General features: G+C 68.8%; 20 protein-coding genes. 12 read left to right on the forward strand and 8 right to left on the reverse strand.

Going from position 1 to position 23,979, the window contains the following annotated elements; all coding sequences use genetic code 11:
• Nucleotides 1-43 precede the first annotated feature (43 nt).
• Nucleotides 44-655, forward strand: coding sequence for a TetR/AcrR family transcriptional regulator (locus tag A6035_RS14220; protein WP_159149226.1), 612 nt, complete (start codon nt 44-46; stop codon nt 653-655).
• 197 nt (nt 656-852) lie between these two features.
• Here A6035_RS14220 and A6035_RS14225 read toward each other — a convergent pair whose 3' ends face one another.
• Complete coding sequence (locus tag A6035_RS14225) at nt 853-1,986, reverse strand: acyl-CoA dehydrogenase family protein (protein WP_108848359.1); 1,134 nt, start codon at nt 1,984-1,986, stop codon at nt 853-855.
• Nucleotides 1,987-2,104: 118 nt separating this feature from the next.
• Between A6035_RS14225 and A6035_RS14230 the strand changes: the two genes are divergently transcribed.
• The 7 genes from A6035_RS14230 to A6035_RS14260 all read left to right on the forward strand — a co-directional run bounded on the left by A6035_RS14230 (nt 2,105) and on the right by A6035_RS14260 (nt 9,495).
• Entirely contained in the window at nt 2,105-3,640 is a 1,536-nt protein-coding gene (locus A6035_RS14230; RefSeq protein WP_108848357.1) for an AMP-binding protein, read from the forward strand.
• A 2-nt stretch (nt 3,641-3,642) separates the two neighbouring features.
• Entirely contained in the window at nt 3,643-4,407 is a 765-nt protein-coding gene (locus tag A6035_RS14235) for an SDR family NAD(P)-dependent oxidoreductase (protein ID WP_108848355.1), read from the forward strand.
• The gene (locus tag A6035_RS19450) at nt 4,404-4,745 is read left to right on the forward strand and encodes a 2Fe-2S iron-sulfur cluster-binding protein (protein ID WP_412523597.1); all 342 of its coding nucleotides are present in this window, start codon (nt 4,404-4,406) and stop codon (nt 4,743-4,745) included. The genes A6035_RS14235 and A6035_RS19450 overlap by 4 nt, the downstream gene beginning before the upstream one ends.
• Nucleotides 4,742-6,148, forward strand: coding sequence for an aromatic ring-hydroxylating oxygenase subunit alpha (locus A6035_RS14245; RefSeq protein WP_108848352.1), 1,407 nt, complete (start codon nt 4,742-4,744; stop codon nt 6,146-6,148). Before A6035_RS19450 ends, A6035_RS14245 begins: the two co-directional genes overlap by 4 nt.
• A 230-nt stretch (nt 6,149-6,378) precedes the next feature.
• Nucleotides 6,379-7,260: an ABC transporter ATP-binding protein gene (locus A6035_RS14250; protein ID WP_200836278.1), complete on the forward strand. Its 882-nt coding sequence runs from the start codon at nt 6,379-6,381 to the stop codon at nt 7,258-7,260.
• The gene (locus A6035_RS14255; RefSeq protein WP_108848350.1) at nt 7,257-8,105 is read left to right on the forward strand and encodes an ABC transporter permease; all 849 of its coding nucleotides are present in this window, start codon (nt 7,257-7,259) and stop codon (nt 8,103-8,105) included. The genes A6035_RS14250 and A6035_RS14255 overlap by 4 nt, the downstream gene beginning before the upstream one ends.
• 367 nt (nt 8,106-8,472) lie before the next feature.
• Nucleotides 8,473-9,495 (forward strand): ABC transporter substrate-binding protein, encoded by a 1,023-nt coding sequence (locus A6035_RS14260; RefSeq protein ID WP_108848413.1) that lies wholly within the window; start codon nt 8,473-8,475, stop codon nt 9,493-9,495.
• Between the two features lie 177 nt (nt 9,496-9,672).
• Here A6035_RS14260 and A6035_RS14265 read toward each other — a convergent pair whose 3' ends face one another.
• The 5 genes from A6035_RS14265 to A6035_RS14285 all read right to left on the reverse strand — a co-directional run bounded on the left by A6035_RS14265 (nt 9,673) and on the right by A6035_RS14285 (nt 14,702).
• Complete coding sequence (locus tag A6035_RS14265) at nt 9,673-10,644, reverse strand: SDR family NAD(P)-dependent oxidoreductase (RefSeq protein ID WP_108848415.1); 972 nt, start codon at nt 10,642-10,644, stop codon at nt 9,673-9,675.
• A 674-nt stretch (nt 10,645-11,318) separates the two neighbouring features.
• Nucleotides 11,319-12,716 carry an aromatic ring-hydroxylating oxygenase subunit alpha gene (locus A6035_RS14270; protein WP_159149362.1) on the reverse strand — a complete coding sequence of 466 codons (1,398 nt, stop codon included), beginning with the start codon at nt 12,714-12,716 and terminating at the stop codon, nt 11,319-11,321.
• 278 nt (nt 12,717-12,994) lie between these two features.
• Nucleotides 12,995-13,183, reverse strand: coding sequence for a hypothetical protein (locus tag A6035_RS14275; RefSeq protein WP_108848419.1), 189 nt, complete (start codon nt 13,181-13,183; stop codon nt 12,995-12,997).
• Entirely contained in the window at nt 13,176-13,376 is a 201-nt protein-coding gene (gene thiS / locus A6035_RS14280; protein ID WP_108848421.1) for a sulfur carrier protein ThiS, read from the reverse strand. The genes A6035_RS14275 and thiS overlap by 8 nt, the downstream gene beginning before the upstream one ends.
• A gap of 126 nt (nt 13,377-13,502) precedes the next feature.
• Nucleotides 13,503-14,702, reverse strand: coding sequence for an FAD-dependent oxidoreductase (locus A6035_RS14285; RefSeq protein ID WP_108848423.1), 1,200 nt, complete (start codon nt 14,700-14,702; stop codon nt 13,503-13,505).
• Nucleotides 14,703-14,742: 40 nt separating this feature from the next.
• Here A6035_RS14285 and thiE point away from each other — a divergent pair, with 40 nt between their 5' ends.
• Nucleotides 14,743-15,510 carry a thiamine phosphate synthase gene (gene thiE, locus A6035_RS14290; protein ID WP_108848425.1) on the forward strand — a complete coding sequence of 256 codons (768 nt, stop codon included), beginning with the start codon at nt 14,743-14,745 and terminating at the stop codon, nt 15,508-15,510.
• Between the two features lie 27 nt (nt 15,511-15,537).
• Here the strand turns inward: thiE and A6035_RS14295 are convergent, their stop codons facing one another.
• Nucleotides 15,538-17,493, reverse strand: coding sequence for an alkaline phosphatase D family protein (locus tag A6035_RS14295; protein ID WP_108848427.1), 1,956 nt, complete (start codon nt 17,491-17,493; stop codon nt 15,538-15,540).
• Between the two features lie 87 nt (nt 17,494-17,580).
• Nucleotides 17,581-18,711, reverse strand: coding sequence for an NUDIX domain-containing protein (locus A6035_RS14300; RefSeq protein WP_108848429.1), 1,131 nt, complete (start codon nt 18,709-18,711; stop codon nt 17,581-17,583).
• A gap of 150 nt (nt 18,712-18,861) precedes the next feature.
• Here A6035_RS14300 and A6035_RS14305 point away from each other — a divergent pair, with 150 nt between their 5' ends.
• Genes A6035_RS14305 through A6035_RS14315 form a run of 3 tightly spaced genes read left to right on the forward strand, consistent with a single transcriptional unit; the run spans nt 18,862 to nt 23,971 of the window.
• Nucleotides 18,862-20,376, forward strand: a complete 1,515-nt coding sequence (locus A6035_RS14305) for a hypothetical protein (protein ID WP_244192451.1) — start codon at nt 18,862-18,864, stop codon at nt 20,374-20,376.
• On the forward strand, nt 20,373-21,479 hold the full coding sequence (locus A6035_RS14310) for a glutamate ABC transporter substrate-binding protein (protein WP_425267506.1): 1,107 nt from the start codon (nt 20,373-20,375) through the stop codon (nt 21,477-21,479). The genes A6035_RS14305 and A6035_RS14310 overlap by 4 nt, the downstream gene beginning before the upstream one ends.
• On the forward strand, nt 21,476-23,971 hold the full coding sequence (locus tag A6035_RS14315; RefSeq protein ID WP_108848433.1) for a serine/threonine protein kinase: 2,496 nt from the start codon (nt 21,476-21,478) through the stop codon (nt 23,969-23,971). Before A6035_RS14310 ends, A6035_RS14315 begins: the two co-directional genes overlap by 4 nt.
• The last annotated feature ends 8 nt before the right edge of the window (nt 23,972-23,979 follow it).

Raw genomic sequence — 23,979 nt, forward strand, 5'->3', positions numbered from 1 at the left:
ATGTGAGGCGCGCCGCCCTCACCCGGTTGTCGAGGGAGGTCGAGTGGCAGGCACCAGCAAGAAGCCGGCGCACCGGCCCTCGCGTCGGCCGCAGATCCTGCGGGCCGCACTGGAGGAGTTCGGGGTCACGGGTGTGCAGGGTGGGGACCTGGCCGCGATGTCGGTGATCGCCGATCGTGCCGGCGTCACGGCTGCGGCGATGTACTACCACTTCGCCTCCAAGTCCGACCTGCTGGTCTCGCTGCTCGAGTGCGCCGAGCCGGACATCGACGCGCTGTTGGACGAGGTCGCCCCCACACAGGAGGCCACCGCGTGGGCCGGATCGATGATCGAGGCCTTCACCCGGTGGGTCCGCCGGGACCCTCTCATGGCCCGCTTCTACTTCATCACCGCGCCGTCGGTCGCCGCTCCCGAGGTTCGTGACGCCTACGACGCCTCGCAGCAGGCGTTCACCCGACGACTGGTCGAGGTGCTGGGCAGGCTGCGCCCGGAGGCCGGCGAACTCGAACTGTGGACACAGGCGGTCGCACTCCTGGCCCTGATGCACGAGGTCGTGGTGACCACCTTGCAGGACAGACTTCCGGCGGGCCGTGGCTTCGCGACGACCGAACGAGCCGCACGAGCCATCGCGTGCTCGCTCGTGGGCGGGACCTGACGGCCCCGACGTCGGCTCTGTCATCGTCATCTCCGGTGTCCGGCCATCTGTTTCCGTATCGCCTGTAAAGAAACTACTGCACTCGTAGTGGCTTGTCACTCACGCTCGCCCACTGCCGTCGGGGCACGATGCGACCTGCGCATGCCGCGGCCGGCGCCCGGCACTGGGCATGCGGGTGGGCGCCGGCGATGGCGGTCTCAGCCGGAGTGCGCGGACTTGAGATGTCTGGCGATCTGCTGCTGCTGGATCTGCGAAGTGCCCTCGAACAACCGGAACAGACGCACGTCCCGGTAGAAGCGGCTGATGGCGTGTTCGGAGAAATATCCGGCGCCACCGAGGACCTGGACGGCACGGTCGGCCACCCGGCAGGCCATCTCACTGCAGAAGTACTTCGCGGCGGAGATCTCCGGGACGGGGATCGGCCCCACATCGAACTGCTGCGCGCAGTGCAGCACCAGGGCCCGCCCGGCCAGGGTCTCGGCCTGGCTGTCGGCCAACAGGTTCTCGACCGACTGGAAATCGGCGATCGGCTGCCCGAACTGGTGACGGCCCAGGGCGTAGGTCGTCGCCTCCTCGACCAGCCGCATGGCCTGACCCACGCAGGTGGCCGCCACATGGGTGCGGGCGGAGTTGATACCGCGCAGCGCCGAGCGCAGACCGTTGCCCTCGACGCCGCCGATGAGGGCGCCCGCCGGAACCCGGCAGTCCTCGAAGTGGACTTCGGTGCTCAGAGACCCCCGCTGGCCCATCATCGGCTTCTGCGGGTCCACCCGCAGGCCGGGCGTGCCGGCCGGGACCAGGAAACCGGACATGCCCGCGCTGCCGTCGCCACCGGTACGGGCGTATACCAGGAACAGGTCCGCGATGGGCGCATTGGTGATGTAACGCTTGTGTCCGTTGATCACATACTCGTCGCCGTCACGGGTGGCGGTGGTGCGGGCCGACCCCGCGTCGGATCCGGCCTCCGGCTCGGTCAGCGCGAAGGCGGCCGTGCACTGACCCGACGCCATCGCCGGCAGCCACCGGCTGCGCTGCTCGTCGGTGCCGTGATCGAGCAGCGCCTGCGAGCACAACCCGATGGTGGAGGAGAATCGCGACCGATACGCCGCGGCGGCCTGGGTGAACTCCATGGTGAGCCGGACCTGCTCGGTCATCGACCAGCCCAGGCCCCCGTACTGGCGGGGAATGCTGATGGCGAACAGGCCGAGCTCGCGCATCCGCTCCACCAGGTCCTCGGGAATCCGGTCCTCCCGCTCGACCTCCCCTTCGCGTGGCCGCAGTTCCTCCTGCGAGAAGCGCCGGATCACATCCAGATACTCGTCGAATCCCATGTCTCGGATTGAGTCCCTCAACGCCACTCCTGGTTATCTCGGTCACATTTCGATACTTGACTCCGCCTAGAGTAAGAGCATAGGTTACTGGGGTCAAGCCAAAGTAAGTCTGGACGGGATGGAAGGCCGAAGCGTGGATGACCTGCTCATTGGATCATGGTCGATGCGCCCCGGAGTGGCTGTGGTCACGGACGAGGGCAGCGTGTCATGGGCGTCGTTGCGTGATCGCGTCGAACGCCTGGCCGCCGTGATCGATGAGCGCGTCCGCCCGGGTGGGCACGTCGCAGTCGCGGGGGCGAACACTCCCGAGACGCTCGTGTCGTACCTGGCCTGCCTGGTGTCCGGGCGGGCCCCGGTCGGGATCAACCCCAAGCTGGCGCGCGACGAGTTCGCCTATCTGATCGACGACGCCGGCATCGAGCTGCTCCTCGGGGGGGCCGGCGTGGCGCAGACGGTGGACAGTCTGGACACCCGCCACGGATTCACCGGCCTCTACTGGGGTGGCGACGCGGCGGAGTCGTCCTGGCAGGCGGCCATCGAGGCCGCACAGCCCAACGGGACGCGTCCGGCGGCCGCCCCGGTCGCACCCCTGCTCTACACCTCGGGAACGAGCGGTCGCCCCAAGGGGACCCGCGTGCGGTGGGTCGCCGATCCCGGCCAGACCGTCGCCGAGCACATCGAGCAGCTCGCCTCCGCGGGCCGGATGCTGCCCGAGGGACCTCACCAGGTCGCCGGTCCGCTCTATCACAACGGTCCGCTGATCGCGGTGCGGGCACTGCTGGCCGGACGCACGATCGTGCTCCCGTCGCGCTTCGACGCGCGTGGATTCCTGCGTCTGGTGCAGGAGAACGGGTCGGCGTCCTCGGTCATGGTCCCGACCCACCTGTCGCGCCTGCTGGCCCTGGAGTCGGCCGAGCGGGAGAGCTTCGACACCTCGAGCCTGCAGAAGGTCATCCTCACCGGGGCGGCGTGCCCGGCCGATGTCAAAAGAGCCGTCATCCGGTGGTGGGGGCCGGTGGTCGAGGAGGTCTACGGCGGCACCGAGTCCGGCACCCTGTGCCGGATCAGCGCGACCGAATGGCTCGACCACCCCGGATCGGTCGGCCGCACAGTCCCCGGCTTCCAGGCGGTGGTGGTCGACCGGGACGGCACCCCCCAGGACCCCGGGACGACCGGGAGGCTGTACTTCCGGGACGCCTCACTGCGCGGAATCCAGTACCACAACGCCCCGGACAAGACCGCCCAGGCCCACCTCGAACCGGGCACCTTCACCCTCGGCGACGTGGGATACCTCGACGCCGACGGCTACGTCCACATCACCGACCGGGACGTGGACATGGTGGTCTCCGGCGGGGTGAACATCTACCCCGCCGAGGTCGAGCGGGTGCTCTCGCAGTGTCCGGCGGTCACCGACGTCGCCGTGATCGGCGTACCTAACACCGACATGGGCGAGGAACTGCGCGCCCTGGTCAGCGTCAGCGGCCCGGTCACCGAGGCCGACCTCGACACGTTCTGTCGACAGCAACTGGCGGGCTATAAATGCCCGCGCAGCTACCAGTTCGTCGACCGACTGCCCAGAAACGACATGGGCAAACTCAACAAGCGACAACTGCGCCAGACCTTCTGGCCTGACACCCGAACCATCGGAGGCTGACAATGGACCTTGGACTCACCGGCGCGAACGCACTCATCACCGGCGCGAGCCGCGGCATCGGATTCGCGATCGCCACGCAGTTGGTGGCAGAAGGGGCCAACGTCGCCATCTGCGGACGCGACGAGAACCAACTCGCCGAGGCCGCCGAGAAACTCACCACCCAAGGACCCGGACGCGTCCACGCCACACCGGTGGACGTCTCCGACGCCGACCAGATCAACCGCTGGGTCACCTCGGCCGCCGACGACCTGGCAGGCCTGGACATCGTCGTGTCCAACGTCAGCGGCATGGGCGGCCCCGGACTTGAGGCATGGGAGCGCAACTTCCGCATCGACGTGCTGGGCTTCCACCACCTCATGGTCGCCGCACATCCCCACCTGCAGAAGTCCTCCCGCGCCTCGGTCATCGCGCTCGGCACCACCGCCGCCACCGAAACCTTCGGCGACCCGACCGTGGCCTACGGCTCCCTCAAGGCCGCGCTGATCCACCAGATCTCGGGCTACGCCCAGAAGTGGGCCGGCGAGGGCATCCGCTGCAACGCCGTCTCTCCCGGACCGGTGCTGTTCGAGGGCGGCGCCTGGGACACCGTCCGCACCAACAACCCCGAGATGTTCGAGCGCATCCTCGGGATGATTCCCCGCGGATCGATGGCCTCCCCGCAGGAGATCGCCTCGGTGGTCACCTTCCTGTCCAGCCCGGCGGCGAGCATCATCACCGGCGTCAACGTGGTGGCGGACGGGGGTTTCACGAAAATGGTCAAGTTTTGACCGAACCTGTCCCACACACAACGGCCCGGGTCCTTCCCTCCGGAATCGTCCTGTCGGTGGCAGAGAACGAGACCGTCATGGCCGCCGCGCACCGAGCCGGCTACTACTGGCCCACCATCTGCGGAGGCCACGCACGATGCGCCCGATGCGTCATGGAGATCGAAGACGGCGCCGAAGCAATGTCTGAAGCCTCCGACGAGGAGCGCAGCACTCTACGCAAGATACGAGGCGCATTCCGACCCGAATCCGAGCGGCTGGCCTGCCAGACCACACTCCGAGCAGACGTCACCGTGCGACGCCGCGGCGTAAGACCACAAGAGCCGAGGAATCAACAATGAGCATCGACCAAGAACAGCTCAACGAGATACACAGCAACGTCCACGCCAACCGCATCGAGTTCCCGCAGGAACTCCAGTTCCCGGAGGAACTGGGCATCACCGCACAGGACACCAAAATCCCGACCGAGCGGTACACCAGCCCAGACGTGCTCTCGGAGGAGTTCGAGAAGGTCTGGATGGCAACGTGGCAGCTCGCCTGCCGTGAGGAGGAGGTGGCCAACGTCGGTGACTACCACGAGTACGTCATCGGCCGGCAGTCCTACCTCATCGTGCGGGGCGAGGATGGGGTCCTGCGGGCCTTCCAGAACACCTGCCGTCACCGCGGCAAGCTCATCCGGACGGGCTCGGGCAACAGCGACGAACTCCGGTGCGGGTACCACTATTGGTGCTGGGGACTCGACGGCTCACTCAAGGACATCCCGAACAAGCAGTGGTTCCCCGGCGCGGACGAGGACGACCTGGACCTCGGCGAGATCCTCTGCGACGTCTTCGGGGGCTTCGTCTTCCTCAACCCCGATCCCCACGGTCCCACACTCGTCGACTACCTCGGACCGATCGTCGAGCAGCTGACCCCGTACCACCTCGAGAACCTCCGGGCCACGATGCACACCGTCGTCGAGCTGCCCTGCAACTGGAAAGTCGTGCTCGAAGCCTTCATCGAGACCTACCACGTCCAGGGCATCCACCCGCAGATCATGCCGTACATCGACGACTTCAACACCAAATTTCAGGTCATGGGCGACCACACCCGGATGATCGTGCCGTTCGGCGTGCCGAGCATGCGGCTCGAGCACATTGACCAGGCCGAGGTGTACGAGCAGTACCACACCGTCGCCGGCAAGGTGGCCACGCGCGATAAGAAGACACCGCCCCCACCACCGCAGAAGCTCACTTTCCCCCCCGAGCACTTCGACGACAACGGGGAGTGGATCGGCCCCGGCACGGTCCGGGACCACTTGATCGAGGAGACCCGCAAGCGAGGCAAGATACTCGGCCACGACTACTCGGGCTTGGTCGAAGCCCAGCTCGTGGACGACTACCACTACCACATCTTCCCGTCGATGGCGTTCAATCTCCACGCCGGCGCGATGCTGTTGTTCCGGGCCCGCCCCCACGCGACCGACCCCGACCGATGCTGGTTCGACATTTACACCCTGCGGGTGCCCGATCTGAACGAGCCGATGCCCGAGCCCGCACCCACGGAGCATCTGAGCATCGACACCACCAGCTTCGGACTCGTCCTGGATCAGGACTTCGACAATATCGGCGAAGTCCAACAGGGCCTACATGGCCGAGCCGTGACCGAGGTGACCGTAGGAGCATCCGAGATCCGGATCATCAACTTCTACCGAACACTACTCAGGTACGCCCAAAAGGACCCATCCATGACCAAGAAGATGTGAGGGAGGTAACATTTGAAGGGGTCAACTCGGCGAGCAGCCGAGCGTCTGCCACCCAATCTCTGGTGAGCGGTGGCGGAGGGCAGGCGGGTTGTTGGCCCGTTGACTCGCGAGGACCCCGCGGAGTGCGGTGGCGCATTTTTTCACACCCCGCCGCGAACTGTCTCGTCAGAACCATCACCAAGCATCATGGCGACGCCCTGGCCGGGTCCGCCGAATCGGGAGTAAGTGAAATGACAATGAACTACACCACGCCGGACGAGGCTGTCGGCGTCCCCGGCCCGACCACGGGCCACCATCGGGCACCGGAACCCGGCGCCGCCACCCTGTCCGCCATCGACGTGACCCTGACCTACCCCTCAAGCGGCAGCACCGGGCGTTCCGAGGGCGTCGAGGCGCTACGCAACGTCACCCTCGAGGTGCCCCAGGGCCAGTTCGTCGCCCTCGTCGGCGCCAGCGGCTGTGGCAAGACCAGCCTGCTCAACATGTTCGCCGGGCTGGTCAAGCAGACCTCCGGATCACTGACAGTCAACGGCGAGGTCCCCAAGTGCCCCCCACCCAGCGTGGGCTACATGTTCGCCCGCGACGGCCTGCTGCCCTGGAGGCGCATCGAACGCAACGTCACCCTCGGACTCGAGACGGACAAGAACTGGTCACGTACACGCGCCCAGGAACGCGCCGACCAACTCCTCGACATGGTCGGACTCAACGGATTCGGCAAAGCCTTCCCCCGACAGCTCTCCCACGGCATGCGCCAGCGAGCCGCGATCGCCCGCACACTGGCCCCCGACCCGTCGATCCTGCTGATGGACGAGCCCTTCGCCGCCCTGGACGCCCAGACCAAACTGCGCATCCAGGCCGAGTTCTCCCGCATCCTCGAGACCTCCGAAACCCCCAAGACCGTGCTGTTCGTCACCCACGACCTCCAAGAAGCACTCCTGCTGGCCGATCGGGTCGTGGTCATGCTCCCCCGCCCGGGCCGGATAGCAACCGACCAGTTCGTCGACCTGCGCAGACCGCGCTCTGAGCATCTCGCCGACCTGATGTTCGAACCCACATTCCGTGAACTCCACGAAGAGTTGTTCCACAAGCTCCAGGAAGGCGAGACCAAGTGACCAGGACATTTCCCCCCGAGGTCGAGCGGCCTTCCGAGGGCGAGCAGCCCTCCGCGGCACCGGCGGCCACGCCCACCAAGAAAGTCCCCTTGGCCGAACGCCGCGGACTGGTACTCATCGGACAGATCGGCTTCATCGTCCTGGTGCTGGGTGGCTGGCAACTGCTGGTCAACATAGGCGTCATCGAGGAACGCTTCTTCGGTAGCCCCATCGGCACCTACCAGCAGTTCGTCGAGATGCTCGTCAACGGCAACCTCCTTGAACAGACCGCAGCAACACTGCAAGCCACCATGCTCGCCCTGGCCATCGGCGTACCCGCCGGCGTCCTGATCGGACTGATCCTGGCCCTCTCGCCCTTCCTCGACAAAATCAGCTCACCCTTCATCGTCCCCCTCAACAGCCTGCCCCGAATCGCCTTCGCACCACTGTTCCTGCTCTGGTTCGGACTGACCATCTGGGCCAAAGTCGTCCTGGCAGTGTCCATCGTCGTATTCATCATGCTGCTCAACACCCGCGCCGGCGTCCGCAACGTCGACCCCGACCTGCAATCGGTGTCCAAACTCCTGGGACTCAAAGGCTGGGCCGTCATGCGCAAAGTCGCCCTACCCTTCGCCGTACCCTCCGTCATGGCCGGCTTCCGACTCTGCGTCACCTACGGCCTGCTCGGCGTCGTCGCCAGCGAAATGATCGCCGCCAGAAACGGACTCGGCCTGGAAATCGTCTCCAACTCCAACGCCCTCAACACCAACGGCGTCTTCGCCGTCCTGGTCATGCTCGCCTTCGTCGCCGTCGTCCTGGGCTTCCTCACCGAACGCTTCGAACGCTGGCTCCTCCGCTGGCAATAACCCCCACCCGACGGTGCGCCCGGACACCACCCCCAGGCGTACCGTCACCACAACCACACCCAACCCCCAGGTACCAGCCCAAACAAGGCGAGAATCGACCCGCCCCAGATTCCCCGCCACCTCCTCCACAAGCCCAGGAGGAGAGTTACACGCCGAACAAAATCGATCCCGCGGACAAGAAGACAATCCGGAAGTGGGCCGCGCACCCAACATCGACGCCCGGACACGCCCCGGCACCAGCACCAAGGACAACGCAAAGCCCAACCGTCCCACGGCCGAGAACCAACGGCTGACCGAAAACCCGGAGAGCATGCGCCACATTGTGGGCATGCTCAGTTAATATTTCTCCTGAACCCGGAGGTTCACCATGAGATCCATCCGCGTCGCCACCTTGGCACTTACGCTCAGCACCGGCCTGGTACTCTCTGCCTGCAGCGGCGAAACGAGTAGTAACGGAGACCAGAACACCACTCCGATCAGCGTCGGCAACTTTGTCACCGCCTCCCAACTCCCGTTCATGGTGGGAACGGACCAAGGCGTGTTCGAATCGGCCGGTCTCGACGTCGAGATCGTCGGGCTCACGAGCGGCCCCGCTGGGATCTCGGCACTCCAGAACGGCTCGATCCATGTAATGCCCCTTGCAGCGTCGGTTGCGGCCCGTGCGAATCAGACCGGGCAAGATGTCAGGATCATCTGCGGAAGTCAGAACGGGGACTGGACCTCGATGTGGGCCCAGGCGGACTCCGAGATCCCCGATGCGGGACAGGTCGGCGACTGGACCGACGTCATACAGGCCTTGCGTGGCAAGACGATCGGCGTCAATGCGCTTGGCGGCACCGACCAGATCGCCGTGGACAATCTCCTTTCCGCCGCCGGGATGTCCGGGGAGGACGTCGAGTATGTCGCCGTGGGTGCCGGGAACCGAGCTGTCGCGGCACTCAACCAAGGAGAGATCGACGCGCTCTACGCCTACCCGTTCAACGACCTGATCGCCCAACGCGAAGGGGCCCGCCGACTCTTCCACGTGCCGTCAGACCTCCCCGCGGAGATGAAGGACTCGCTGTCCGCGGTATGGTTCTCAACGACGTCGTGGCTCGAGGAGAACCCCGATACAGCTGCCGCCTTCTGCGAGGGAATGGACATGTCGATCGAGTTCACTCGGTCGACAGAGAATCTCGACGCAGTGAGCTCGATCATGCAGCGCGACTTTGACCTCGGCGATCCCGAACTCGCTCTGGAGTTCGTCGAAGGCAACATGGAGTTCCTCAGCACCGAGATTAACTGCGAGTCGATCGAGGCCATGATCAGCCTCGCCGTGGATCAGGGCGGCATGTCCGAGGGCGAGTTCACCGACTGCGAATCGAACGTGTGGGACCGCGCCGAGCGGTAACCCCGGTCGACGGCGCCCTTTCCTGCGGGCGGGGGGCGCCCGACGGTGCACATCCTTTCAGCGTCGACACACGGCGACGCAGATCAGAAGTCACCTATCCGTGCAGCACTCCCTCACTCTCCCCCTCAGGAGCCGGCCGATGGTGACCCGACTGACCAACTTCTCCGTACACCGCAGCTAGTCATCGTCCCGATTGACGTTGAGAAGCGGGTCTGCGGGCGGCAGGACCGTCGGATGACCGCGCCAGAGACCGATATTGTCTCCCGAGCGGCCTGAAGGTCCCTCGAGTAGAAGATCGACGATGACGCCAGCGACTGCTTCCGGCCGTTGCCAGGCCGCGATCACCTCCGGGGGCGGGTCGTAGTCTGCGTATCCGGAAAACGCGCGGATCATCCTACTGTCGGTCGCGCCTAGGCAGATGTTGTTAACGCGGACGCGGTGCTGCTGCAGCTCCTTAGCCCAGTCGTGGGTGAAGCCGTGCAGACCCCACTTGGTTGCGTCGTAAATGTCCATGCCAAGCGCTCCGGGCGGGCGTGGAGACGCGCTCCAGGGGCATTCCGGCGAGTCATCGTGGGAAACGACTCGCGGCCAGCCGCAAGTGTGCACATGGTCGGTCGACATCATAACAATGTCTCCCCCGCCACGCTGGACCATGAGCGGTGCGACGGCACGGCCGAAGAGGAAGGGGCCGCGTAGGTTGACCGCGACAATCCGCTCGAAGTCTTCCAGCGAGGACTCCCAGTCATCCAACGGTCCAGTTCGACCCATCACACCGGCGTTGTTGACGAGAATGTCGACGCCTCCCTCCGCCTTAACCACGGCGTCGACGGTAGCGCGCACGTCATCTGCTCTAGAGACGTCGCATCGCAGCTGGGTGATGCTGCCGTCGACTCCGAGCGCCGGTTCGGTGCCCCGCTCCGAGTCACTGTCGAGGTCGGCGACCCACACACGTGCACCAGCCTCGGCTAGGGCCTTCGCGATCGCCGCGCCGACCCCCGCCGCACCCCCGGTAACCAGGGCAATCCGGCCGACCAGTGACGGAGCTGTACTGCTGGTCGGCTGAGGTGCGATTTCAGACATAGTGGTCGCCCTTTCGTGGAACGGGGAGATTCTCGAACAATGGTCGGCCGCTGCCGGACCGGCAGGCATTTCCTGGCGCCTCGTCGATAACCGTGACCTAGTTGGTAAAGACTTGTGCTCGAGTTGCGCTGCCGGTCGCGGAGCGGCAAACCCGGTCGCGTGAGGACGGAGTCGACGCCGCTTAGCCACATTTCAAGCGATGCCGCTCTCTACCGATGCGCAGGCTCGCCTGTAGGGATGCCGGCCGCTGCATTGTCGGCTGCGCGTACCCCGTAGCTCGCCACGCCGTTTTCCTCTCGTCCCGACCCAGTCTATCGACTAAGAGCTCCGTGTCTATAGAAACACACAAACTGCCGTTACCGACGTCCAGCAGATCCCAGGACCGACCCCGCCTCGGCTAAAGTCAGTCGACGTGGGCTGTGCCGAGGCTTGTGGACCGCTCCCCGGCGACCTTGCGGTGATGCCCATGTGCACCAGGCCACCGGGCGCTTGGTATCCGTAGCGGCGCACCTGCCGCTCGCGGGCACGCATCGGGGCGCCGGTGCCCGAGTAGGTGAACGCAGCCTGACGCAGTCTTCCTAGCGGTATCAGTGGGGCGTTAGCGTAGGACATGTCAGCCCGCCATGCCGACCAACGACACAATGTCCGTGGCCAGTACAGCTAGGAATGCTGTTCGACCCCCAATACTGACCGGAACCAGGTGGCGGGCCGGTCCGTTCAGACCGGCGGCTCTGCCCGAGACCTCACTTCGCCCCGAAGCGCTGAGCGTATTGGCGCAACACCTTGTGGAAATTAATGATCCGAATCTCGGCACCACCGAGCGTGACAAACTCGACCTCGGGGTTCTTCAGACCTGCTTGAACTTCCGGAAGGTTCTCGAAGTCCTGGTCTAGAACCGTTCCGAAGCTGGTCTGCTCGAAATCTGCCCGAAACTCCTGTGCGGGCTCCGGCATGGGCTTGGTGAGATCCGGCATAAAAAGGCGCCAAACGTCGAAATGTGACTTGTTCGGATCCGTCGCGTGAGGCCTGGACCGGAACAATAGCAGCGCACCGGCGTGCAGGTTGAAGTACATCGACGGGAAGATGTGGTAGTGGTAGTCGTCGACGAGTTGCGCATGGCCCAGTCCCGAGTAGTCGTGACCCAGGCTCTCCCCGCGTTCGCGCGTCAGGTCGATGAGGTGGTCTCGGAGTGTGCCCTCGCCAATCCACTCTCCCTGTTCGTTGAAGAGGTCGGCGGGTAGTTCCACCCTGGTCTCCGGCGGCGGTGGCGTGGACCTGTCGCGCAGGCCGGGCTTCCTCAACGCGCGCTGGTGGCTCTCGTACACTTCGGCCTCGTCGATATGCTCGATACGCATGCTTGGGACACCGAACGGGACGATGTAGCGGGTGTGGTCACCCATGATGTCGAACTTCGTGTTGAAGTCGTCGACGTACGGCATGATCTGCGGATGAATGCCCTGCACGTGGTACGTCTCGATAAACGCCTCGATCGCAACCTTCCAGTTGCAGTCGATTTCTAGCGAGGCGTGCAGGTTGGCCCGAAACTTGTCCATGTTGTATGGTGCCAACTGCGTCGTGACGTCGCCCAGATACTCGCTCAACGGAGGGCAACTAGTGTCGGGATTGACGAACACGAACCCGGCCCAGGTGTCGCAGGCGATTTGGCCGAGGGCGTACTCGTCGTCGTCGATGCCGACGAAGACGTGGCGGTCCGGGATGTCGGCCAGTGACCCGTCGAGGCCCCAACACCAATAATGATAACCGCAACGCAGTTCGTCAGTGGTTCCGCTGCCGGTGCGGATAAGCTTGCCGCGGTGACGACAGGAGTTAACGAAGGCGCGGAGCCGACAGTCCTCGCCGCGAACTACCAGGTATGACCTCCCCGCGATTCGGTACTCGTAGTAGGCGCCGATCTCGGCGACCTGCTCCTCGCGGCACGCGAGCTGCCACGTGCGCATCCAGGTCGTCTCGATCTCCTCGCGCAGGACCTCCGGTGAGGTGTACCGATCCGTGGGGATACGGGTGTCGTCGACGGTGAGCTCGTACTCCTCGGCGAACTTGAACTCCTGGGGGTACTCGAGAGCGTACTTGCCCACGTTGCCGTGGACGCGAATCACGTCGTTCTCGTCGGTGGTCCTCACTGCCATCTCCTGACCTTGGGGTCTTCACGGGAAAATAGTCCCTGCGTACTTACTTACTAGTATGACTACATAGTTAGTAAGACGCAACCCCTATGTGGAGAGGGCAGTTGCGAACTGACGAGGTCAGGATCCCCGAACGCTACCCGGAGCAGGTATGGGGTCACGCACAAGTGCGGACCCACAGTTGGATGCCATGTCGACTCGCGGCTCCGAGGCGCCCAAGTGGCGAGTGGTCGTCATGGGCGGTTCGTTGATTGGATTGGCCTGCGCCTGGAGCGTTACGAAATCTCGGACGGCACCGGAAGTCCGGCTCCGCCGGTCCCGGTGATGAGCCGGAAGCCGATCTCCTCACCGGCGATCACCATGGGCGAGTCCATCACCGCGGTGACGTCGGGCGGGTACGCGGACAACGCAGCACCGCCCTCGGGGATGCTCGCCTCACTGCGACCCCGGGCGCGGTCAGCCACCCTGGACCGCCGTGAGGACATCGACCTCCGCGCCCGCGCCCAACGGCGCCTCGTCCCACGCCGAGCCGGGCACCACCACGCCGTCGACGGCGATCGCGACGCCCTCGTCGGGCAGATTCAGGTCGGTGACGAGTGCGCGGACGGTCGCGCCGTCGGCCAAGGTGCGGCCCTCGCCGTTCACGGTGACCATCAAGGGCGTTCATGCATCAGGGTCGCGAGTGTACGACTTCACCGTAATCGGCGGAGGAAGCAAGCAGGCGCCAGTGCCGCGGGCCTGTGGCCGTCGGTGCCGGAGACCACTAATCGCCGACACTGGGCTTCACCCGCGGGTGAAGCGATCGGGTGCGGCCGCCCGCGCCGCCGCCGGACCACGCTCCGCGTGCAACTCCGCCCAGACCGCCGCCACTGTCACCGGCGTCAGCGCGATGCCGTTGCGGCCGTGCCCGGTGGCGTGGATGAGGCGCGGGTCCGTGGAATCGGGGCCGAGGAACGGGAGGTTGTCCGGCGACATCGGCCGGAGCCCGGCGACTGCCTCTGCCAACTCGTACTCGCCGACCCCGGGGAAAATCATCTCGGCGTCGGCGAGCAAGTCGCGCACCCCTGCGACCGTGACCTGCCGATCGTCGCCGTGTTCGTATTGCGTGGCCCCCACGACCAAGCCGCCGTCGCGTGGGACCAGGTACAGCGGCCGCCCCCGCACGAACGCCCGCACCACCCCGCGCGGTGGGTCCTCGCAGCCGGGCCGAGCACGCAGACGGAGAACCTCGCCCTTGACCGGACGCACCGGCAACCCGGCCAATTCGGCGGACCCGGAGCCCGCGGCCAGGACGATGCGATCCGCGTCGACGTCGTCGAGCGAGGTCACTGCACTGCGCACCCACGTCACGCCCTCGGCCCGGCAGGCGCGGGTAAGGGCCGCCAGCAGGACGCGATTGTCGACGGCGCCCTCGGAGTCCATGCGGTAGGCGGCACGGGCGACGCGGGCCAGGGACGGTTCGGCCTCGCGCAGCTGCCGACGGGTGACGCGGCGCAGGTCGGCCTCGGTGATGCCGGGCGCGGGGCCGGAGCCCGGGCCAGACCCGGAGGCTTGCCGGGTGGGGTCGGGCTGGCGGGCGGCCCACTCCATGGCCATGTCGAGGTCGCGGGCATCGGCCTCGTCCACGGCCAGCATGTGCGTGTGGGTGGCGGTGCGGACCGGCGGGCCGGGTGGGACGTACGGCTCGAGGGCACTCAGCAGGTTCGGCCACCGGCGCAGCGAGTCCACGCCCAGCGCGAACACCGCCTCCTCCCCCGGCCAGGCCTCGCTGAACGGGGCGAGCATGCCACCCGCGACCCACGCGGCGCCCGAGGCGGGGACCCCGTCGGGACCCGAGTCGTCGGGCTCGTGGACGACGATCTCGTCGGCGAGCCCGGCGCGCGCGATCGCCCAGGCGCACGCCAGACCGATCACCGAGCCACCCACCACGGCAACCCGGCCCGCACCGGTACGGGCGGCGGGCGGGGCGGGATCAACGGTCATGGCGGCCAGCCTAGTGGGGCCATCAACTACGGTTGAACCCATGACCGCCCGCGCCGACCGCCTCCGTGCCCGCCTCGCCGACGCCCGCCTCTACCTCTGCATCGACGCCCGCAGACACCTGGACGAGGAGGCGCGCGAGCAGGGATGGTCCGGCGACTTCCCCGCCCTGCGCCGCGACGTCACCGCCGCGGTGGCCGGTGGCGTCGACATCGTGCAGCTGCGGGACAAGAACTCGGCCGGCGACCGCGACCTCGGGCCGCTGGAGGCCGGGCACGAGCTGCGCGCGCTCGCGGTGATGCGGGAGGTCTGCGACGCCCACGGTGCACTGCTCGCGGTGAACGACCGGGCGGATGTCGCCGTGGCCTCCGGCGCGGACGTGCTGCACGTCGGGCAGGACGACCTGCCCGTGGAGTGGGCGCGGCGGATCGTCGGCGACGACGTGGTGATCGGCCTGTCGTGCCACGCGACGGACGAGGTCGACGCCGCGGCGGCGAACCCGGTGGTGGACTACTTCTGCACCGGCCCCGTGTGGCCGACCCCCACCAAGCCGGGCCGCCACGCGCCGGGCACGGACCTGGTGCGCCACGCAGCCGGGCTGGGCGGCGGGCCGGACGCGGCGGGCGGGCTGGCCAGGCCGAACACCGCGGCCGGGCCGGCCAAGCCCTGGTTCGCCATCGGCGGGATCGACCCGGAGAACCTGCCCGAGGTGCTGGCCGCAGGAGCGAGCCGCGTGGTCGTGGTCCGCGCGATCACCGCGGCCCCCGACCCCACCGCCGCAGCCCGCGAACTCCGGGCCGCCCTGGACTGAGCGCTCCACCCCGCCCCGGCAGCCCGGCTACGGCGTCGCCGCCTGCGGGGCTCCGCTCCCGGCCCCCGCTGCGGCTCCCTCGGCGAGCGGGTCCGCCGCGGTCAACTCCTTGGTCAGCGTCCTGCGCAGCACCTGCCGGGGCTTGCGGTCGAGCGAATCCCCACCTCGTCGTCGTCCCCCTCCCCCGGTCTGACCGGCGCGCCCGCTCTCCCCGGTGCGCCCGCTCTCCCCGGTCGGCTCGTCTCCCGGCCTGCGTCCCCACGAATCGGGCGCCAGCCCCGGCACGAGGGTGAGGAGCCTCCCCAGGCCCCGCGCGGGCCACTCGACGCGCGCGTGGTCGACCTGCACCATCGCGCGGCGGCCGCGCAACACGAGGGTCATGACGCCGTTGTCGAACCAGATGCCGTCGGACACCCTCCACCGCACCTCGGGGTCGCGCACGCCCACCGCCCGGGCGAGGCGACGCGTCAACGCCGGCAGCGGCTCGCGCACCGACAGCCGGTTCACCGCGCGGATCGACTTCTGCAGCGGGTTGCGGAACGGCGACATCACCAGCTGGTGCACGCGCGTCGGCGAGTCCGCCACGCGCTGCGCGGTGAGCTGCACCTCCTCGAGATACGAACAGTGCACGTCGCCGCCGAGGAGAAGGATCGACGCGGGCGCCGGCCGCTCGTCTCCCGCCGCGACGTCGGTGAGCAGCCCCACGAGGTCGTCGAAGCTGTTGCGGAACGCTCCCCAGTGCTCGAGATCCACCGCCAGGCGCATCCACTCCCCGACCTTCGCGGTCACCGGCATGTCCGGGCGATGACGCGCCACCGCCTCGTTCCATCCCTCCACGTGATGCAGCGCGGGCAGCATGAAGGCGGGCAGCGACGAGCCGATCACCAGGTGGTCCACGTCCGCGTCCAGGCACGCGTCCCGGGTCCACGCCCACTCGTCGGCGTCCATCACCCGCCGGTCGTCCGGATCCAGGTGCCGTGACGCCCGCACGTCGAGCATCACCACCCGCACCCGGCCGAAGTCGCGCTTGAAGCTCCACTGGACCGTGCCGCGCTCGGAGTCCGCGGCCACGGCGCAGTCCTCCAGCAGGCGCTCCCGCTCCGCGTCGGAGGAGGCGCCCCGCAGTGCCTGGTACGTCTCGTTCGCCTCGAGCTCGTCGGGCGCGAGGTTCCCGAGGTGCTGGTAGACGAAGTAGCTGGAGAACGCGCCGATCACGCGGTCGCGCCACCACGGCTGGGCGGTCATCTCGCGGCGCCACGCGAACGAGGAGTTCCAGTCGTCGCGCAGGTCGTGGTCGTCGAGGATCATGCAGCTCGGCACGGTCGACAGCAGCCAGCGCACGTCCGGGTCCCGCCACGACTCGTGATACAGCCAGGAATACTCCTCAAAATCGCAGATCTCGTCCGAGACGTCACGGTCGCCGCCCGCGCACGCCGAGTCCCGCACCGATTGCGGCCCCTGACCGGCGTCGCGGCGCTCGGCGAGGCGCTCGGTGATCTCTCGGCTGGGGATGTCCGCGTAGACCTGGTCGCCCAGGAGCAGCATCGCGTCCGGCCACTCGCGGCGCGGCGTGTGCGCCATCCGGTGGGCCAGCGCCACCAGCGCGTCCGCGCCGATCTCCCGCAGCGCCTCCGGCGTCTGGTTCTCACCGCGCCGGCACGAGCCGAACGCCAGCCGCACGGTGTCGTCCGCGCGCGGCGTGCAGATCACGCTGGGCCGCCTCGGGTCGAGCGGCCAGACCTGCTCGCCGTCGAGCTCCACGGTGTACGGCGTCTCCTCCCCCTCCGGCAGGCGACACAGGTGCAGCACCGCGAAGTGGTGACCGTGCACGCCCCACATCGGTTCGGTGGCCACCTCGTCCCCCGCGCGGATCGTCACCTCGCACGGGGTGGAGACCTCGACCCACACCGTCGCGTCGGTGCTGTCGACGTACCGGAGCAGCGGGCCGAGGATGAGCTCGGGCGTGCGGTCGGGCGCAGTCATGCGCACCAGTGTGCACCCGCGCGGCGCGCGGGCGGGACCGGTCCGTTGAGTGGAACGGGACGGGTTACCCGAGGAGGGCGCGGCGTGTCACCCGAGGAGGGTCCGGGGCCCGACGACGAGGACGTTCCCCGGCAGCCTGTCCCGCAGTCCCCGATCGGCCGTGACCACCACGACCCGTCGGGGCCCGCCATCCACCTCGGTGGCCAGATCGACGATCGCGTCGTCACCGGAACCGGGCGCGCGGTGCACCACGAACGGGCCGGAGTGCTCGGCCGCACGGGCGGCGCCCTCGATCACGGCGTGCGCGCGGGCCACCCAACCGAAGGCGGCCGCGTGGGCGGGCGGTCCGGCCGGGGGCGAGGTAGCCGAGCGGGGTCCGGCCGGGGTCGGTCGCCCGGCCGACGCGGGCAGTTCGAGGGTGCGGGGCATCCCGGCGCCCAGCTCGTCGAGCAGACGCCCGGTCGCGCCAGCCCGGTCGCGCCACCAGCCGTCGGGGCGGGAGCCGAGGACGTTGGCCACGTCCACCACCAGCTCGACCGGCTCGGACCGCAGCCCGTTGGCCCACGCCTGGGCGAACGCCGGCATGAGCGGCAGGTCCGCCACCCGCGTCTCCGGCACCCAGCGCAGCTCGAGGCTCTCGTTGTTGGGCACCGTCTCCAGCGCGTGGGGCGCGTCGGCGATCACGGTGGTGTACGTCCACTCGACCGAGTCGGGGGACTCCTGGACCAGCGGCGGCAGCACGCGGGGGCGGCGGACGGCCCCGGCGGCCGCGTCGGCGCCGGCGCCGGCGCCGGTGGAGTCCGTGCCGGACTCGTCGAGTTCCTCGTCATGCCTCTGGTCGGGGCGCAGCCTACGCAGCATCTCCGCGGCATGGCGCATGTCCAGGCCGGGCCGGTGCCAGACCGTGCCGGGCATGCGGGAGGTCACGACCTCCGCGCGCACCACGACGTCGGCGGGCCGGATCTCCGCCTCCTCCTCGGTCTCGCGCAGCGCGGCCCGGGGCGCGTCCTCGTACGAATCGCGCGCGCCGCCGGGCAGCGCCCACGTGTCGCCGGAGGCGGTCCACACCGCGCGGTGCTGCAGCAACACCAGCGGGGTGTCGGGATCGGTGGGGTCGGCGGCGCGCAGCAGCAGCCCGGCGGCGCCGAACCGGCCCCACCGGCGATCACCGCCCGCGGACACCACCCAGCCGTTGCCGTCACCCTCGCTCGCCGTCACCGGACCTCCACCTTCCCGGACGGGCCCACCCCCGTATCGGGCGGATCCTCGAGTCCTCCTCGACCAGTCTGCCCGACTCCGCGCCGTCACTTCACTAACCTGGGACACACTCCCGTCGCGACGTCGGCTCGGCGGGCGAGGACCGGGGAGGTGAGCGACGCGATGCGCGCCCGAACCCTCGCACGACGAGGCACTCCCGGATCCTCCGACGGGACCCGCAGCGGTTCCACGCCCACGCCGGGCTCCTCGTCCGGCTCCGCGACGGGACCGGGCCCCGCGACCGGTGGTCGTCCCGTAGCCGGTGGTCGCCCCGGGGCCGGCGGCGGCAGCGGCGAGTCCGGCACCGCCGTCCAGCCCCGCCACCCCGTGCGCCGCCGCGCCGCCCGCTTCTGGAGCGACGTGCTCACCACGCCCGGACGCATGTCGGTGTTCGCTGTCGTGGCGATCCTGGTGGTGCTCGCGGGCGGCATCGTGGCGTCCTCCACCATCACCCAGCGGCAGAGCTACCACGAGACCCTGCTCGCCGAGGTCGAGCCCGTCGCCAACGCCTCGCAGACGCTCTACAGCTCCCTGACGATCGCGGACTCCGCCGCGAACACCGCGTTCATCACCGGCGGGATAGAACCTGCGGAACTGCGCGAACGCTACCTTCAGGCGATCGCGGACTCGTCGTCGTCGATCATCGCCGCCGCCCAGGGCCTCGACCGCACCGACACCGAGTCCATCGACCAGCTCGCCCACATCAACGCGCAGCTCGCCACCTACACCGGCCTCGTGGAGACCGCCCGCACCAACAACCGCGTCGCCAACCCGGTCGGCTCGGCATATCTCGCCTCGGCGTCGGCGCTGATGCAGGACACCATCCTGCCCGCGGCCGCCGACCTGTACGACCGACAGTCCACGTCCGTGGGCCAGTCGGACCGCGAGTGGTCGTCGCCGCCGTGGGGCTCGTTCTTCCTGCTCGGCCTGGCGATCGCGGTGCTGGTGCTGCTGCAGCAGTGGCTGTGGCGGCTCACCGGGCGGCGCATCAACCCCGCGCTCGGTGTGGCGTCCCTGCTCGTGGTGGCGACGTTCCTGCTCACCATGATCGCCGGGTTCCTCGCCGCCAACGACAACGCCAAGGGCCTGTCCGAGGGCGCGGCGCCGATGAACGAGCTGACCCGCCAGCGCATCAACGCCCAGAAGGTGCGCGCGCAGGAGACGCTCAACCTGGTGCGGCGCACGGACCCCGAGGGGTCGGCGGCCGAACGCGCGGCCGTCCTCGGTGGCGTCCGCGACACCCTGACCGTGTACCTCGACGACGAGGAGGAGACCGGCAACGACATCAGCCTCGACTCGCACGGCGCGGTGACGGAGGCCATCGAGGCGCTCGACGAGTGGATGGCCGCACAGAACCGCGCCGACTCCCGTTACCAGCAGGGCGACTACCAGGGCGCCATCGAGATCTCCTCCGGCCAGGACGCCGGCGACTCGGGGGCGGCGTTCGACGAATTCGACGAGTCCATGCAGGCCGCCATCGAGGAGGCCCGCGACACCCTGCGCACCCGCATCGACAACGCCCGCCGCACCTCCTCGAGCGGCCCGGATCTCATCATCGCGCTGTCCACGCTGGCCGCGTTCGGCGTGGTCGTGGGAATCGCGCCCAGGATCAGGGAGTACCTGTGAGGGCGCGGGCTGGATGGTCGGTGCGCGCCGGCGGGGCGGCGCGCGCTGGCCGGGCGTCGCGGGTGGCGCTGGGTGGCGGGCTGGTGGCGGCCCTGGCGTTCGGCGCCGCGTGTGGGGTCGACGACGGCGAGGTCCGACCCGGCGTCGGCGGGCCGGAACAGGGCGCGGCGGCCGAGTCCGCGGACACCGTCGGGGCGGGGATCCCGGAGGTCGAGGCCGTTATGCCGCTGCCCGCCGGCGCGGTGGTCAGCACCGACATCCCCGACAACCTGCCGGGCGAGGACGACGAGAACTGCGATCCCCTGCCCAGCCTGCGGCCTGACGACGCCCCGCCCGAGGAGCGCGTGCCGCGGATCCTGCAGCGGGGCCGACTGATCGTCGGCCTCGACCAGGGCTCCAACCTGTTCTCATTCCGCGACCCCGCCAGCGGCCAGCTCACCGGCTTCGACGTGGACCTCGCCCGGGAGATCGCCGCCGACATCTTCGGTGACCCGCAGCAGGTGGAGTTCCGGTCGCTGACGTCGGCGAATCGGCTGGAGGCACTGGAGAACGACCAGGTGGACGTGGTGATCCGGTCGATGTCCATCACGTGCGCCCGGCGAGATCGGGTGACGTTCTCGGTGCCGTACTACCAGGCCTACCAACGAGTGCTCACCGTGCGGGGTTCGGGTATCACGGAGATCGAGCACCTCGAGGGCAAGCGCGTGTGCGTGGCGGCGGGAACCACCTCCGCGTCCCGACTGTGGGCGGAGTTGGAGCGGATCACCGTGCTGTCGGTCAACACGTGGGCGGACTGCCTGGTCGCCATCCAGCAGAACCAGGTCGACGCCATCACCACCGACGACGCCATCCTGGTGGGCATCACCGCCCAGGACCCCTACCTGCAGATCGTCGGTCCGCAGCTCGACGCCGAGCCGTACGGCGTGGGCATCGCCAAGTCCACCCCGGAGCACAACACGGACGGGCTGGTCCGGCAGGTGAACTCGACGCTCGAGCGGATCCGCGCGGACGGCACGTGGAACCGCATGTACTCCACGTGGCTGTCCGGGCTGGGGCCGAACCCCGGAATGCCGGAGCCGCGGTACATCGAGGAGCCGCGATGAGCTACCGGAAGTGGAACGACCCGCCGGAGGACGGAGAACCCACCGTCGGCACCCAGGCCACCGTGCGGACCGAGGCCGTCGACGTCACTCAGGCCGCGGCAGCCACGGGCGCCGCGGCGACGATCGGCGCGGCGGGCACCGGGGCGACCGAGGCGACGGGTGCGACCGAGGCCACAGGCGCGATGGAGGCCACCGGCGCGATGGCGGAGACGGGTGGCTCCGCGTCGACCGGCGGGATGGCCGAGACCGGCGCCGTCGACGTCACCGGTGCGGTGTCCATGACCGGCTTCCTGTCCGACACCGACCCCGACGGCGGCACGACGCCCGGCCGCACCGACCGGACGGAGCACGATCCCGAGTCCCGCACCGAGTCCGTGCCCGGCGCGCGTCCGTCCGGCCGGACCGACGCGGTCACCGGTGACCGCGCCACCTCGGCGCCGTTCCGCATGCGGCACCCCGACAAGCCCGAGGACCGGCCGAGCCAGGCCTCCGAGGGTCTCGTCGATCTGCCGTACATCATCCCCGTCGACCCCACCTCCGCGATGCTCGCGCCGGAGGATATCGAGGCCGAGTGCGAGGCCTCGAACGGCAAACTCCCCAGGCCCGAGCTCCGACCCGGCGACATCGTCGCCGACCAGTACGAGGTCCGCGGCGCGCTCGCCCACGGCGGGATGGGCTGGATCTACCTCGCCGTCGACCACAACGTCTCCGACCGCTGGGTCGTGCTCAAGGGCCTGCTCCACGCCGACCAGGCCGAGGCCCAGGAGGTCGCGGTCGCCGAGCGGGAGATCCTCGCCGAACTGTCGCACCCGTCGATCGTGCGTATCTACAACTTCATCCACGACGACTGGGCCACCTCACCCGCCCACGGCGGGTACATCGTCATGGAGTACGTCGGCGGCCCCAGCCTCCGCGACGTCCGGCGCGCCGCCCCCGGACGGGTCCTGCCGGTGGAGAAGGCCATCGCCTACGTCCTCGAGGTCCTCCAGGCGCTGTCCTACCTGCACTCCGTGGGACTGGTCTACAACGACCTCAAGCCCGAGAACATCATGCTCACCGAGGACCACGTCAAGCTGATCGACATGGGCGCCGTGTCGGGCGTCGGCGACTACGGGCACATCTACGGCACCCCCGGCTTCCAGGCCCCCGAGATCCCCGAGACCGGACCGACCATCGTCTCCGACCTGTACACCGTCGGCCGGACGCTGGCCTCGCTCATCGTCCGACTGCCCGTCGTCGACGGTCGCTACGCCGACGGGATCCCCTCCCCCATGGAGGAGCCGGTCTTCAGCCGGTACGACTCCCTGTACCGGTTCCTGCTGCGTTCCACGCACGAGAACCCCGACATGCGGTTCCGCAGCGCCACCGGCATGGCCAACCAGCTCATGGGCGTCCTGCGGGAGGTGCTGGCACTGCGGACCGGGGTGCCGCACCCCGCGTTCTCGTCCGTGTTCTCCCCCCAGCGGTCGACGTTCGGCACCCTGTTCACCGTCGAGCCGACGGACTTCCTCGTCGACGGCCGCGCCCGCGACACCACGCTCACCGGCGCCGAGCTCGTCGACGCGCTCCCGGTGCCCCTCATGGAGTCGTCCGACCCGGCCAGCCGCATCCTCGCCGCGACCTCGTACACCTCGGTCGAGCAGCGGATCGACACGCTCAAGGAGCTCTACTCCGACACCGACTCCGAGGCGCACGAGAGCATCGGCGTCATCATGTCGCTCGCTCGCGCCTACCTCGAGAGCGGGGACCTCGCGGCCGCCGAGGCGCTCCTGGAGGAGAACGCCCACCGACGGCGCGCCGAGTGGCGGCTCGTCTGGTACGACGGCGTCGTCGCGCTCCTCAAGGGCGACCCGGTGGGCGCCTACCCGAAGTTCCAGCAGGTGCTTTCCGCCATGCCCGGCGAGAACGGACCCAAGCTGGCCCTCGCCGCCACCGCCGAACTCATCCTCGACGTCTGTCCCGAACGGGACCGCGCCCGCTGGGCCCGCTCGAGCGAGCACTTCTACCGCACCGTGTGGTCGGTCGACCGCTCCGTCATCAGCTCGGCGTTCGGTCTGGCCCGCCAGCTCCAGCGTCGCGGCGAGGTCGCGGCCGCCATCGAGGAACTCGACCGCGTCCCACCCAACTCGCGCTACTCCTCGCTCGCCAACCTCACCGCGATCCTCCTCCTGTGCCAGGGCCGCCCCCTGGAGGAGACCGAGGAGTCCCACCTGCGCGAAGCCGCACGTCGGGTGACCAACCTGTCCGCCGGCGAACACCGGGCCTTCCAGATCCGGCTCACCGTCCTCACCACCGCGCTGGCGTGGATCCAGCGGCCCGGCAACGAGCCCTCGCCGTCCCCGCTGATGCGGGGCGTGCCGTTCACCGAATTCGGCCTGCGCTCCGGCGCCGAGACCGTCCTGCGGACGCTCGCCCGGTCCACCGAGACGCGGGCCCAGCGGTTCCGACTGGTCGACCAGGCCAACAGCATCCGCCCGCGCACGTTGTTCTAGGCCCGCCC

It is taken from the genome of Dietzia lutea, from assembly GCF_003096075.1.
GTDB lineage: Bacteria > Actinomycetota > Actinomycetes > Mycobacteriales > Mycobacteriaceae > Dietzia > Dietzia lutea.